Source organism: Aromatoleum sp. (assembly GCF_032027225.1).
Taxonomy (GTDB): domain Bacteria; phylum Pseudomonadota; class Gammaproteobacteria; order Burkholderiales; family Rhodocyclaceae; genus Aromatoleum.
In genome coordinates this window covers 186309-200047 of record NZ_JAVSMM010000002.1, presented here as the reverse complement: position 1 = coordinate 200047, position 13739 = coordinate 186309, and the positions used below count along the sequence as shown (strand labels likewise).

Annotated in this window: 9 protein-coding genes; 3 read left to right on the top strand and 6 right to left on the bottom strand. The window is 66.5% G+C overall.

The features are described from left to right. Both ROZ37_RS04100 and ROZ37_RS04095 read right to left on the bottom strand, forming a co-directional pair. Positions 1-2202 (bottom strand): indolepyruvate ferredoxin oxidoreductase subunit alpha, encoded by a 2202-nt coding sequence (locus ROZ37_RS04100; protein ID WP_312657730.1) that lies wholly within the window; start codon positions 2200-2202, stop codon positions 1-3. A 661-nt stretch (positions 2203-2863) separates the two neighbouring features. Beyond that, positions 2864-3325, bottom strand: a complete 462-nt coding sequence (locus ROZ37_RS04095; RefSeq protein WP_312657729.1) for an SRPBCC family protein — start codon at positions 3323-3325, stop codon at positions 2864-2866. Between the two features lie 388 nt (positions 3326-3713). On the opposite strand from ROZ37_RS04095, the gene ROZ37_RS04090 reads away from it, so the two are divergent. Next, on the top strand, positions 3714-5138 hold the full coding sequence (locus tag ROZ37_RS04090) for an aldehyde dehydrogenase family protein (RefSeq protein ID WP_312657728.1): 1425 nt from the start codon (positions 3714-3716) through the stop codon (positions 5136-5138). Between the two features lie 261 nt (positions 5139-5399). Here ROZ37_RS04090 and ROZ37_RS04085 read toward each other — a convergent pair whose 3' ends face one another. The 4 genes from ROZ37_RS04085 to ROZ37_RS04070 are packed head-to-tail and all read right to left on the bottom strand — an operon-like array spanning position 5400 to position 11839. After that, positions 5400-6662: a DUF1329 domain-containing protein gene (locus tag ROZ37_RS04085; RefSeq protein ID WP_312657727.1), complete on the bottom strand. Its 1263-nt coding sequence runs from the start codon at positions 6660-6662 to the stop codon at positions 5400-5402. Positions 6663-6681: 19 nt separating this feature from the next. Then, positions 6682-8289, bottom strand: a complete 1608-nt coding sequence (locus tag ROZ37_RS04080) for a DUF1302 family protein (RefSeq protein ID WP_312657726.1) — start codon at positions 8287-8289, stop codon at positions 6682-6684. A 52-nt stretch (positions 8290-8341) separates the two neighbouring features. Further along, entirely contained in the window at positions 8342-10714 is a 2373-nt protein-coding gene (locus tag ROZ37_RS04075) for an MMPL family transporter (RefSeq protein WP_312657724.1), read from the bottom strand. 51 nt (positions 10715-10765) lie between these two features. Continuing rightward, complete coding sequence (locus ROZ37_RS04070; protein WP_312657722.1) at positions 10766-11839, bottom strand: YCF48-related protein; 1074 nt, start codon at positions 11837-11839, stop codon at positions 10766-10768. Positions 11840-12303: 464 nt separating this feature from the next. Between ROZ37_RS04070 and ROZ37_RS04065 the strand changes: the two genes are divergently transcribed. Beyond that, complete coding sequence (locus ROZ37_RS04065; protein ID WP_312657720.1) at positions 12304-12594, top strand: hypothetical protein; 291 nt, start codon at positions 12304-12306, stop codon at positions 12592-12594. A 608-nt stretch (positions 12595-13202) separates the two neighbouring features. Beyond that, positions 13203-13547, top strand: a complete 345-nt coding sequence (locus ROZ37_RS04060) for a hypothetical protein (protein ID WP_312657718.1) — start codon at positions 13203-13205, stop codon at positions 13545-13547. The last annotated feature ends 192 nt before the right edge of the window (positions 13548-13739 follow it).

The window sequence follows — 13739 nt, the reverse complement described above, 5'->3', positions numbered from 1 at the left end:
TCACAGCGCGAAGCGCGCGAGACGCGCCGCGCGGCGGCGCTGCAGCCAGCCGATCACCGCGCCGCGCACCTTTGCGACGAAGCGGTCGCCGGATGTCGGGTTGTGGATGATGTCGGCGCGGTAGAAGGACGGGCACAGCACGGCCGCTTCGGCGACTTCGCCGCAGTTGCCGCAGCCGACGCAGCTCGCATCGACGTGCGCGACCGGGTCTTCCTTCAGCGGATCGCCGCTGTCCTTGACCGACAGCGACGGACAGCCGGAGAGCCGGATGCACGCGTGGTCGCCGGTGCAGACGTCGGGGTCGACGCCGAAGCGCTCCTTGACGACGCGCTCGCCGGCTTTCACCGCCTTGTTGAACAGCGGCTTCACCCGGCGCTGCTTGTTCAGCATGCATTCGGACTGCGCGATGATGACCTTCGGGCCGTCGGTCGTCGTCGTCAGCGCCTCTTCGAGCGTGTCGCGCAGCCGGGCCACGTCGTAGGTGCGGTCGATCGTGCGCACCCATTTGACCCCGGTGCCGCGGATCGCCTTCTCGATCGGGTTCTTCGTCGTGCGGTCGGGGTTGTCGGCGCGCGACGACAGAATGTCCTGGCCGCCGGTCGCCGACGAGTAGAAGTTGTCGATGATGACGATGACGCCGTCGTTCTTGTTGAACACCGCGTTGCCGATCCCGGAGGTCAGGCCGTTGTGCCAGAAGCCGCCGTCGCCCATCACCGAGATTGAGCGCTTGCCGCTCTTGACGTTGAACGCCGCGCTCGACGCCGCGCCGAGACCGTAGCCCATCGTCGTCGCGCCGAGGTTGAACGGCGGCAGGATCGAGAACAGGTGGCAGCCGATGTCGCACGAGATGTGATGCTCGCCGAGGTCGGCCTGCACGAGCTTCATCGCCGCGAAGATCGGGCGCTCCGGACAGCCGGTACAGAAGCCGGCCGGGCGGGAGGGCACGACCGACGCGAGATCCTTCACTTTCGGGTGGAAGGTGATCGGCATCGCGTCGGGCTGCGGCGCCGGTACGGGTGTGGCGGCGTCACGACTCGGGCCGGCGTCGCCGATCGCCCCCGACGCGAGCGCCTGCGGCTCGTTCGCCTTCAGGAAGGCCTCGATGCCGTCGCGCATCACCTGCGTCGTGTATTCGCCGGCCATCGGCAGCACGTCCTTGCCGGTGAGCCGCGTCGCGACGCCCGCCTTGCGCAGGATCGCGTGCAGGTTTTGTTCGATGAAGTCGGGCTGGCCTTCCTCGAGCAGCAGTACCGCGCGCTTCGTCTGGCAGAACTCGATGATTTCGTCGTCGATGACCGGGTAGGTCACGTTCATCACGTACAGCGGGATGCGGCTGTTGCCGAACGAGTCGGCGAGACCGAGGAGCTGCAGCGCGCGGATCACGCCGTTGTAGAGGCCGCCCTGCAGGATCAGGCCGACGTCCTCGAAGTCGCCGTCGAAGAACTCGTTGAGCTGCTTCTCGCGGATGAACTTCACCGCCGCCGGCCAGCGGTCACGGATCTTCTCGTGTTCGTGCGCGAAGGACGCCGGCGGCAGCACGATGCGGCCGGTGTCGCGCTTCGGGTTCGCGAGCGCTTCGGCGAGGCTGAACGCGGGGCGGCGGTTTTCGCGGGTGATGAAGCGGCCATGCACGTGGCACGAGCGCACGCGCATCTGGAGCATCACCGGCGTGTTGCTCGCCTCCGACAGTTCGAAGCCGTCCTCGACCGCCTGGACGATGGATTCGAGGTTGGGGCGCGGGTCGAGCAGCCACATCTGCGACTTCATCGCGAACGCGTGCGACCGCTCCTGCATGATCGACGAGCCTTCGCCGTAGTCCTCGCCGATGATGATCAACGCGCCGCCGGTGACGCCGCCAGACGCGAGATTCGCGAGCGCGTCAGAGGCGACGTTCGTGCCGACCGTGGACTTCCACGTCACCGCGCCGCGGATCGGGTACATCACGGAGGCGGCGAGCGTCGCGGCCGCGGTCGCCTCGGACGCGCTCGCCTCGAAATGCACGCCGAGCTCGTCGAGGATCTCCTTCGCGTCGGCGAGGACATCCATCAGGTGAGAGATTGGCGAGCCCTGGTAGCCGGCGACGTAACCGACGCCCGACTGCAGCAACGCCTTCGTGACCGCGAGGATGCCTTCGCCGCGGAACTCCTCGCCCGCGGGGATGCGCAGCTGCTGGACTTCCTTCTTGAACGAGCGCTCAGCCATGGCTCGCCCTCCGGCAAGCGATGCCACGGCCCGTGCCTCTCCTCCGGGTCCCGGCGCGTCCACCGCACTCGCGCAGCGACGTCGTCGCGGCGTGCTCGATCTCGGCCATCTTGTCTCCTCGTTATTCCCTCTGTCCGCGTCCGAAGCGTGGTCGGAAGCGAACGGGGATTCGTTGTGGAAACTACTTTAGGTATGAACAGTTCTCGTGTCAATGGAAAGCATGAAATTTCATGGAACTCGAAATTTCACCTGCAACGACGGGGTTTTACCGACCCTGTGCAACGAGCACGAAGCCTTGTCCTGCCCACCGCCGAAAGGGCGGGAGGCCCAGTCGACAGGCCCGTTTCGCCAGGCCGAAGCGGCGTGCCGCACTCGTTGCGACCGTGCTTCGCTGTCCGGCTTGCAATCGCCGCCACCGTTCACGACCGGTGACCGGAGCGCGCGTGATTCGACCCCGGTTCCAGCCTGCCGGTAGGTGAAGAGTGGACGCGCGAGCGGCCCGGCACGCCCCCCATGCCGGGGGGCGCGCGTTGCCGCGACGCGACTCGGGCAAGGGCCCGACACCGCGCCAGCGCGTTCGCGAGGTGGAGCCCGAAGCGCAGGACAGCCTCCCAGTCGCGGCGATGTCGGCGCGCGCGACCGGCAGAGCAGGACGCTTCGGTTACGGCGCTTCGTCGGGCGCCGCTCTTCCGCGTGCGACTTCGACGGCAAGGCGGTCGAGATTCTGTTCGTTGGCCGTGGCGACGAAGTCCGCGATGCGCTCGTAGTGCGCAACGCTGTCGAAAGTCTGAAGCCATGTCACTTCGGTGCCTCCGTCTCTCGGCGCGAGTTCGATGGTCAGGAAGAAGTGATGCTCGTCGAGATGCTCGATTTCGAACAGGCAGTCGGGAACCACACGGATGAAACGGCTTTTGTTCGGGTAGTTCCTGCCGTCGGGCCCGTGCATCGTCAGCAGCCACTTTCCGCCGGGCCTGAACTCGAACTCGTGAATCGTGTTGGTGAAGCCCTTCGGCCCCCACCACTTTGCGATGCGTGCCGCGTCGCTCATCGCCGCAAAGACCTCGGACGGACTGGCCGCGATCAGCCGCTGCCTCGAATCCGATCGTTTCTCGACTGGTTCCATTTGAACTCCCGCTGGTTCCATGGATATTCGTGCCGCCTGACGTACAGCTTAGCCAGCAAACAAGAAGCAGGAATTCTTCATCCGGCAACTGAATCTCGCTCGGGCTCGGCCCTTCGACTCGGCTCGGGACAGGCTTGTCGAAGCCGGGCCGATCGCCGTAGGCGACGGGTGCATCCGGGGCAGCGAAACGCGCTGGAATCGCCCGCCATCGCAACTGCCGCCGTTGCAGACAGCAGGCGGACGCCGCGCGCGGAAGGCGGTCGTCGATCGGCGCGCCCGACTTGCCGACTTCGGCTAACGCCTCATCGCAATGCTCGCCTAGTCTTGTCGCTCGGCGGCAAACGCGAGCGGCCGAACCGTACCGAAAAACATCACAAGAGGAGACGACATGCGGGTTTTCACCATGATCATCAACGGCCAGCCGGTGAGGGCCGAGAGCACTTTCGACGTCATCAACCCGGCGACCGGCGAGCCGTTTGCGCAAGTGCAGGCCGGCAACGCGACGCACGTGGACGCGGCGGTCGCCGCGGCGCGGGCGGCGTTCCCGGGTTGGAGCGCGCTGCCGGCGACCGAGCGCAAGCGCCTGCTGCACGAGATTGGCGCGATCATCGAAGCGAACATGCCTGAGCTGATGGAGCTCGTGACGAAGGAAAGCGGCAAGCCGCTCGGCGGCCTGAACGGCATCGGGTCCGGAATGGAAGTCGGCGGCGCGATCGCGTGGACGCACGCGACCGCCGACCTGGAGTTGCCGGTCGAGGTCATCCAGGACAACGACGATGCGCGCGTCGAAGTGCATCGCAAGCCGCTCGGCGTCGTCGCGTCGATCACGCCGTGGAATTGGCCGCTGATGATCGCGATCTGGCACGTGATTCCGGCACTGCGCGCGGGCAACACCGTCGTCATGAAACCGGCGTCGTCGACGCCGACCGCGACGCTCCGCTTCGTCGAGTTGGCGAACACGATCCTGCCGCCGGGCGTGCTGAACATCATCACGGGCGAGTCGGGCGTCGGCTCCGCGATCGCGAAGCATCCGGGCATCGACAAGATCGTGTTCACCGGCTCGACGCCGACCGGCCGCAGCATCATGCAGAACGCGGCGGCGAACCTGAAGCGGCTGACGCTGGAACTGGGCGGCAACGACGCCGGCATCGTGCTGCCGGACGTCGACCCGAAGGCGATCGCGCCGAAGCTGTTCGGCGTCGGCTTCCACAACAACGGCCAGACCTGCGCGTGCCTCAAGCGCCTCTACGTGCACGACAGCATCTACGACGACGTCGTCGCCGAGCTTGCGCGCATCGCCGGTGAAACGGTCGTCGATGACGGGCTCGCCGAGGGTGCCCAGCTCGGGCCGGTGCAGAACAAGGCCCAGCTCAACTTCGTGCGCGAGCTCGTCGAGGATGCGAAGGAGCAGGGCGCGCGCATCGTCGCCGGCGGCAAGGTGAAGGCGGGTGCGGGCTTCTTCTTCGAGCCGACCGTGATCGCCGACGCGAAGGACGGCATGCGCGTCGTCGATGAAGAGCAGTTCGGGCCGGTGCTGCCGGTGATTCGCTACACGGACGTCGATGACGCGATCCGTCGCGCGAACGACAACGAGAACGGGCTCGGCGGCTCGATCTGGTCGAACGACCGCGCAAAAGCGGCCGAACTCGCGTTGCGGCTCGAATGCGGCACCGCCTGGATCAACGAGCACGGCGCGCTGCAGCCGAACGCCCCGTTCGGCGGCGTCAAGCAGTCCGGGCTGGGCGTCGAGTTCGGCAGTTACGGACTCGCGGAATACACGTCGATCCAGACGCTGAAGATCATGAAGCGTTAACGGTCCCGCCTACCCGCCGCGACGTCCCCTCGCCGCAGTGGGGAATTCCTTCGGCCCCTCACGGGGCCGCTTCTTTTTTCAGGCAGCGGCCGCCGGTGTAAGACCAGCGGAGCGGGGCCCGGAGCAAGCCGGTCGTCGCGGCTCGTCTGTGCTGAAAAAAAAACGCCCGGCGAAACCGCCGCCGGGCGAGTGGAGGACGTGCATGAAACCGTGAAGCGGGTGGCGGATGTGGCGCGTGGCGCGCTCACGTCCGCCGGCTGTTCAGCGGCCCGCCGCCTGCAGCGTCTGCAGCGAGTAGTCCTTGGCGCTCACGCCCGGAATGTTCGTCTTCCACGTTCCGCTATCGACGAGGAACACCGTCGCGTGGTTGCGCTGGAAGTCGATGATCGCGCCGCCGCTCGTACGCACGTCGCCGAAGCCGTCCTCGGCCTTCGCCGCGTAGGAGTGGAATTCCATGAACTTCCAGAACTCGCCCTTGCGGTTGTACGCCTCGCCGTAATAGATGCGCGGGTACTTCGTATCGACGTAGAGCACCTTCTTGCTGTACGGATGCTCGGACGGCGTCGTCGCTTCGATGACGTACACCTCGCGCGGCTCGAAGCGGTTGTTGTTCATGTTCCAGTACGGCGCGGCGTTTTCGAGCACCGGGTACTTCTCGGCGAAGTCCTTGCCGTTCTTGTTCCACAGCGGCGTCTTGCTGTTCGCGACCGCGAGCACCCAGCGCTTGCCGACCATCTTGTAGCCGGGGTACCAGCACGGGCGCGCGTTGAAGATCTCGAGATCGTCCTGCAGCTGGTCCGACGAGCCGATCGGGTCCATCCACGCGCCGCCCGACAGCCGCCGCACGCGGCGCACCGCCGGGATGTAGGCCCAGACGTCATTCACCTTCGTCGAGTCGTACATGATGCTGAAGGTGCCGAGGCCCTTCATGTCGGCCGGTCCCTTGAAGTACAGCAGCTGGCGGCTGCGTTCGGCGCCGTCGCCTTCGACCGCCTCGCCGGACAGCCGGCCCTTCATCGCGTAGCGCGTGAATTCGGCGACCGGCTCGGCGTGCACGCCTTTGGCGCCGTCGATCAGCGCCTGCGTGAAGAACGGCACATACGCGACGTCGCCGGAGAGCTGGCCGAGGTGCCAGTTCCAGACGACCTTCTCGGCGGCCTGCGGATCCTTCATGTCGATGTTCGGGAAGGGCTGGCCCGCGCCCCAGCCGTCGACCTGACAGGTCTCGGCGTTGATCTTCGTCTTGCCGGCGTTGGCCTGCGAGGCTTTCACCCATTTCGGGTCGAGCGGGATCTCCTTCGACTTCGCGAGCGGCAGCTTCCAGCCGTTGTTGCGGATGCGCCATTCCATGCGCTCCGACAGCAGGCTCTCGATCGTGTGGCTCTCGAAGGTATCGCTCTTGACCTTGTCGATGTTCTCGGCCGAGATCACCGTGCCTTCGGGCAGTTCGGCCGCGCCGGCCACAAGCGTGGTCGTCATCAGCGCGGCGGCGAGCGCGCCGAGCAGGGGGGTGTGCAGTGTCATCGTGGTTCTCCGTCCGGTGTCAGAACAGGTAGGTCAGGCTCGTGTAGAGCTGGTCGCGGTCGTGGAAGACGCCGAAGAAGCCGGCGTCGTCGCAGGTGCCGGCATTGGGCGGAGCGCACTTGCGGGCGTCGCGCCATTCGTGCGACCAGAACGCGTCGTACTCGACCTTCCAGCGCCAATCCTTCGCCAGCTCCACCGTCACCGACGGCACCGCGAAGCCGCCGCCGTAGGTCAGGTCCTTGCCGACGACGAACTCGGGCTTGATGCGCCCGTTGTCGTAGCTCAGGCTGAAAATGCCGGTCAGCAGGAAGGAGTGCTCCTTCGTCCTGGCGCCCCAGCCGACCGAGTTCAGCAGCCGGTCGTTGCGGTCGTAGTTCAGCACCCACTTGTCGAAGAGCTGCACCGAGAAGAACATCGGCTTCTCGCTGCCGAGCAGGCTTTGCGTCGCCGCGATGTTCTTGTCCATCCGCAGCATCCACGCGAGCACGTTCTTGCGCTCGATGCCGTCGAAGCCGGGCGCGACGACCTGCGAGGCGAACGAATTCGGCACGAGCGAGATCTGGTACGGCAGATCCTTGATGTACGCGACCTCGGTGCTGAACACCGCGTCGGCCCATTCCGCGTAGCCGCTGGCAGTGAAGCCGAAGACGTCGACCATCGGATAGATCACGTTGCCGAAGAGGCCGGTCGTGTCGCGGCGTCCGACCGTGTCGACGGGACTCGTGCCGGGCATGCCGTTGAACTTGCTCGTGCCGTTCATGATCGGCATCGGCCAGAACGTCTTCAGGTACGACACCGAATAGTTGATGTCGCCGGCAAGGCCGCTCCAGCGGATGCCGCCGGTCACGTCCTTGTAGTCGCCTTCCCGGTTGTCGAAGTCGTACGGGTCGATGTTGCGGAAATCGACGCCGGCATACGGCTGCCCGGACCAGCGGCCGCCGTAGATGTCGAGCTCGGTGCCGATGTCCTCCTTGCGGTCCCAGCCGGGACGCACGAAGGCCTCGATGCCGCCGTCCAGTTCCGGCACATCGACGTTCAGCTTGAACATGATGTTGGTCTTGCGCAGCTCCTCGTTCGCGGGCTCCAGGAAAGTGCGCCAGGTGTAGTCGAAGCCGTGGACGAGGTCGTTCGCCGCGAAGAAATCGGTCTCGCCCCAGGCGATCTGCTGCTTGCCGAAGCGCATCCGCGAGCGGTCGCCGAGCGGGAAGTCGATGTACAGCTCGCGCACGACGTCGCCGATGTCGTTGCGGTTGTAGAGCTTCATGATGTTGCCGCGCGAGCCATCGTGGTAGTTGTTCGCGCCCATCTTCTCGAGGTCGTTCAGGAAGCTCGTCCGGAACTCGCCGACCGCGCGCAGCTTCGCGACGACGGAGACGTCCTCGGTCGCCTTCCAGTCGATGTTCAGCCGCGCGGTCGTGCGCGCCATCGACAGCTTGCCGCGCTCATTTTCGGGCGTGTCGTCCCAGTTCCGGGTGTTCCACGACAGCTCCTCGCGCAGGTAGCCGTCGATCCGCAGCGCGTCGTCGGCGGCGTGCAGCGGCATTGCGGACGCCGCGAGTGCCGCCGCGGCGCCGAGCTTCTTCAGGCCGGCACGCACGCGCGCCCCGGACGCTCCTTTCCTTTTCATGTTGTCTCCCTGGGTGGATCGAAGAGGTGCTGCGTGGAAGGAAACCGGTGGATCAGGCGCCCTGCATCGCGGGGTGCAGCACGGCGGGCGCCGCGCGCTCGCGCGGGCCGAAGATGAACGCGGGGCGGAACACGTAGATCACCGACGGCATCACGAAGAGCGCCGACATCGCCGAGATCCCGAGCCAGATCGCCATCAGCAGGCCCATCTCGGCCTGGAAGCGCAGCGACGACACCCACCACAGCAGCGTGCTGAAGATCAGCACGCTCGCGGTGACGACGACGCCCATGCCGGCGGAGTGGAGCGCGGTCGCGATCGCCTGCTCGGCGGAGTGCCCGGCGGCGATCTCTTCCTTGATGCGGTCCGCAATGTAGAACGCGTAATCGACGCCGAGCCCGATGCCGAGCGCCGCGACCGGCACGGTGTTGATGTTCATGCCGATGCCTTTCCACGCCATGAAGCTGAAGGTCAGCGTGTTCGAGATGATCACCGGCACCATGAAGAGCATCCCGGCGACGGTCGAGCGATAGACCACCGTGCAGATCACGACGAGCACGAGCAGCGCGAGCGCGACCGCCTCGATCTGGCTCGACAGGATCACCTCGTTCACCGCCGCCATCACGCCGATCAGCCCGCCGGCGAGCTGCCACCGGCCTTCCGGCAGCGGGTTCTGCGCGACGAACTCCTTCACGCGCGCGACCGCGGTGCGGATCGTCTCGCCCTGGCGGTCGCGGAACATCATCGTGATCGCGCCGTTCGCGTACTGGTTGTCGGAGAAGCGGTCGATGTCGCCGGGTTCGGAGACCGAATCGAGGATCGCCATCAGGCTGCCGTTGACCTTCTGGCTGTCGCCGAGCTCGAGGTAGCGCGGGTTGCCTTCGCGCAGCGTGCTATTGACGACCGGCAGCACGTCGGCGATCGACACCGTGCCGCCGACTTCGGGCTGCGCCTCGATGAAACGCTGGAAGCGGTTCATCGCCAGCAGCACGTCGTTGCTCTTGACGAGACCCTCCTTGCCGTCCTCGCCGAGCACGATGAACATCCGGTCGACGCCCTGGAAGCGCGCGTTGATCGCGGCCGAATCGCGGTTGTACGTCGACTCTGGCCACAGGATCGGCGAGCCCGGGTTCGCGTCGCCGATTTTCAGGTTGAACGCGTAAAGCCCCGACAGCGCGACGACGACGACGCTGCAGCCTATCACCGCGAAGCGAAAGCGCGACGTCGCCATCCAGACGCCGAGGTCGAGCACGCGACGCAACAGCGGCGCGAGGTTCAGCGGGTGCACCGTGCCGTGCGGGCGGCGGATGTACGATAGGAGCACCGGCGTCAGGATCACCGCGCTGATCGTCAGCGTCGACACCCAGACGACCGACAGCACCGTGAGCTTCTGCAGCATCGGGATCGGGGAGAGCGCGACGACCGCCATGCACGCGGCGTCGGCGATGACGCCGAGCATGCCGGGACGGAAGAGGTCCGCGAGTGCGACGCGGGCGGCGTGCCGCGCGACGCCGTCGCCGGGCGGCAGCAGCTCGAGCTCGTCATCGAAGCGATTGACGATCTGCACCGAGTGCGACACCGCGCGCGACGTGATCAGCATCGCGACGACGATCACGAGCGGCTCGAAGTGGATGCCGAGCAGGCGGCAGATGCCGAGCGCCCAGATCGCGCTGACGACGCCGGCCAGCAGCGGCAGCAGCACGCCGCGCCAGGTGCGCAGCAGCACGAAGAGCATCGCGAGCGTCAGGCCCAGCGCGGCGGCGACGAGGTTCACTGTCTCCGGCACGTAGTGATTGACCCAGCCGTAGAGGATCGGGTCGCCGACGACGCGGATCTCGACCGTGCCGTCATCGACCTTGGCGACGAGGTCGCGGATCTCGGTGAACACCTTCGCGTAATCGACTTCGCGGTCGATGAAGTCCACCGTGATCAGCGTCGCCTGCAGGTCCTTCGACACGAAGGGGCCATAGACGAGCGGATTGCGCAGCACCGATTCGCGCAGCGCCGCGAGTTCCTCCGCGTTCGCCGGCAGGTCCGGCCACATCAGCGGCCGCGTCTCGATGCCGTCGGTCGACGCGCGCACTTCCTTGAGCTTCTTCGACGCCAGCGACGTGATCTGGTACGGGTTGACCGCGGACACTTCGCGCAGCCCCAGCGTCACGGTGCGGACCTTCTCCAGCACCGCGGGCTGGAAAATCTCGCCTTCGGGCACCTCGAACATGATCGTGACCATGTTCGAGCCGCCGAACGTGTCCTTGAATTTCTCGTGCGTCTGCACGTACTCGTGCCGCGACGGCAGCATGTCCTCGAAGACGGTGCGGACTTCGATGTGCAGCGCGAACCAGCTCAGCAACAAGGTCAGCAGCGCGAGGCTGGCGACGACCCAGTCGCGCCGGCGAATGCAGAAGGCGGCAATGCGTTCGATCATGGTGGTCCTCGGGGAGGGGGAATGACGGCGCGCGGACGGGTGGGGTGGCGCTCAGTTGCCGAGCGGCGTCCAGCGCGAGCCGTCCCAGCGTCCGACGTTGGCGCCGGCGAACCAGGTCAGCTCGCCGCTGGGGACGACGCGGGTATGCCAGGACAGGTCGCGCGCGTCGAGACGCCCGGTGCTCCAGGTCGCGGCGTCCGCGTCTGCGCGCACCCAGCGCCCGAGACTGCCGGCGCCGATCCAGCGGCTCCCCGCGCTGTCCCACGCGATGTCGAACAGGTGGTCGTGGACGCCGACGTCCACCTGGCTCCACTCCCGGCCGCCGTCGCGCGTCACGAGCACGACGCCCTCGAGTCCGACGGCGACGCCGACGTCCGCGTCGCGGAATGCGACCGCCATCAGCGAGCTCGGCACCGGCGCTTCGACTTCGGTCCAGCTCGCGCCGTCGTCGTCGCTGACGAGGATGCGGCCGAACTCGCCGACGACGCGGATGCGCCCGTCGCCCAGCAGCGCCGCGTCGTTCCACGCGACGTCCTCTTCGTCGCGCAGCCGCGCCCACGTGCGGCCGTGGTCGCGGCTCATCAGAAGCGCGCCCATCTCGCCGGTCGCGACCGCCACGCCGCCGTCCGCGACGCGCACCCGGTTCAGCTTGTTCGCGACCTCGGAGCGCGGCACGTCAGCCGCCGCGGTCCATGTGCGGCCCGCGTCGGCGGTGAAGAGGATCACGCCATCGTTGCCGACCGCGACCGCGTGCGACGCATCCCATACCGCGATGTCCTGCAGCGTCCGGTCGGTTGGCGTCGGGAAGCGCTCCGCATGGCCGTCCCTGCCGAGCGCGAGGATCTTGCCGTTCGAACCGGCGACCCACACCTTGTCTCCGGCAAGCGCGAGGCCGTAGAAATGGTCGCGCTGTTCGAGCACTGGCGGCTGCACGGTGCTGCCGACCGGCTGCGGCTTGATGAAAAGCCCCGCCCACAGCAGCCCGCCGATGATAGCCCACGGCAGGATCGCGACCGGCGCGCGCGAGAGCGATCTGCGCGGCGCGTGGGCGCCGGCGGCGCGCGGCGGCGCCGCGAACGGGTACGTCGGCGCGCAGCCCGAAACGTTGTCAGGAAATCTGTCCATGGGCGTATCGCTCTCCGGGTTCCTCGACTGTCGGCGAAATGCAGGGTTTTCCATGGCTGTAACCCTAGGGCCGGGGCAATCGAGAGACTATCCGCAGCCCGCAAGACCTATCCCGTTCGTGCAACTGAATCCACACGGCTAGAGGGGGAACAGCACCGGATTCCGCTGGGCGCCATCGCAGATGCGCGCCGCAGTCGGACGGCCGCGGCGGAGAGGTGGTGAGGACCGCCCCCGGTCTTGAAGGGTGACCTAGATGGAGGTCGGGCGAGGCGGGCACCCAGTCGTAACGTCGTAGTGCCGGAATGCTGGAACGTCGGAACGTCGGAACGTCGGAACGTCGGAACGTCGGAACGTCGGAACGTCGGAGCGGCGTTTGCTGCCGGCGCAGCGAAAGGCGAGGGGGCGCTGCAGATACCTTTTATGGCGCTCTGCCTGTCGAGCGTGTTCGAGTGAAGAGGATAGCGATGACAAGGAACGCCCGCGCCGTGGCACCCGAAGGCTTCCGCTACGAGGCGGGCGTCGTGTCGATCGACGAGGAGCGCGAACTCGTCGATTGCCTCGCCGCGTTGCCGCTAAAGGAGTTCGAATTCCACGGCTACGTCGGCAAGCGGCGCGTCATGTCGTTCGGCTGGCATTACGACTTCGGCGATGCGAGCTGCGCCGAACTGATGACATCCCGGCGTTCCTGCTGCCGCTGCGCGAACGCGCCGCCGCCTTCGCCGACCTCCCGCCCGACGACCTCCCGCCCGCGCTGATCACCGAATACCGCCCCGGCGCCGCGATCGGCTGACACCGCGACCGACCAGCCTTCGGCGACGTCATCGGCATTTCGCTGCTTTCGTCGCGCGTGTTCCGTTTTCGGCGCAAGTCGGGCGCGAAGTGGGAGCGCTATTCGCTCATCGCCGAGCCCCGGTCCGCGTACCTGCTGCGAGGCCCGTCGCGCAAGGAATGGGAGCACAGCATTCCGGGCGTGGAAGGACTGCGCTATTCGGTGACGTTTCGCAGCGTCGTAGGGGCGGGACGTTGACGCGTGATTTTGAAGGGGGCGGTTCGAGCCTCCGGCAACCGAGCCGGTTCGAGCGATATTGATTTGGTACCGGCCAACTCACCGTCCGTGGCGGCGGATTTGACTGACTGGTCGCGGCTGAAGCTAATGGCTCCGGGTGGCGGCTGCTTTCGGCCCGTTGCCATCCTTTTCAGCTTCGATACCTTTCGTCCGGTGAACAGGCGTGGGGCGTTATCTTTAGAGCGAGAGACCGGTAACGCAGCACATGCTTCGCTGCGCTCGGCCGATTTTTGCTGGTCGTGCCGTGGGAGGGGCTGCGGCGTCTGACTCTGCGATTTCGATCTTGTGATTGGCATAATGGTCTCCGTCCTGCGCGCCGCGTTCGTGCTGACCGGGCTGTACTTTCGGGGCTTCCTTATTCTGCTCGGAGATGGCTGGAATTTCGGCTTCCTCGCCGGATCTGCGCTGGTGCTCGAGTGCCATAGGCCCGAGGAGAAGACTCGCGTTCAGTCGCTCAAAGAATTCGTCGTATTCGGATTGATGGCCGCGGGATCGTTCATCGCCGGCGGGGGGCTGTCGGCGTATGGCTGGAGCGTTGTGCTTTGGGTATCGCTTGTTCCGCTCGTCTTGTCAGGACTGGCGCTCGCGGCGGCGATGAACAGGCAGGCGCTCGTTGCCGCCGAACGAGCGGGGAGGCTGTAGCGCAATGCCTGCACCACGGTCTGCGTTTTTACCCGGGACCAAAGTTGCATATGCCAAGAACCAGTCTATAAATTTTACAAAGACGGCGTTTGCGGCTGCACGTGGTACGGGGAGCAGGCTGCCTCTGCGCTCCCCAGGGCGGCCGCCGACGTCTGACTCGTGGCTGGAGCGGAAATACCGGGACGAGGTAAG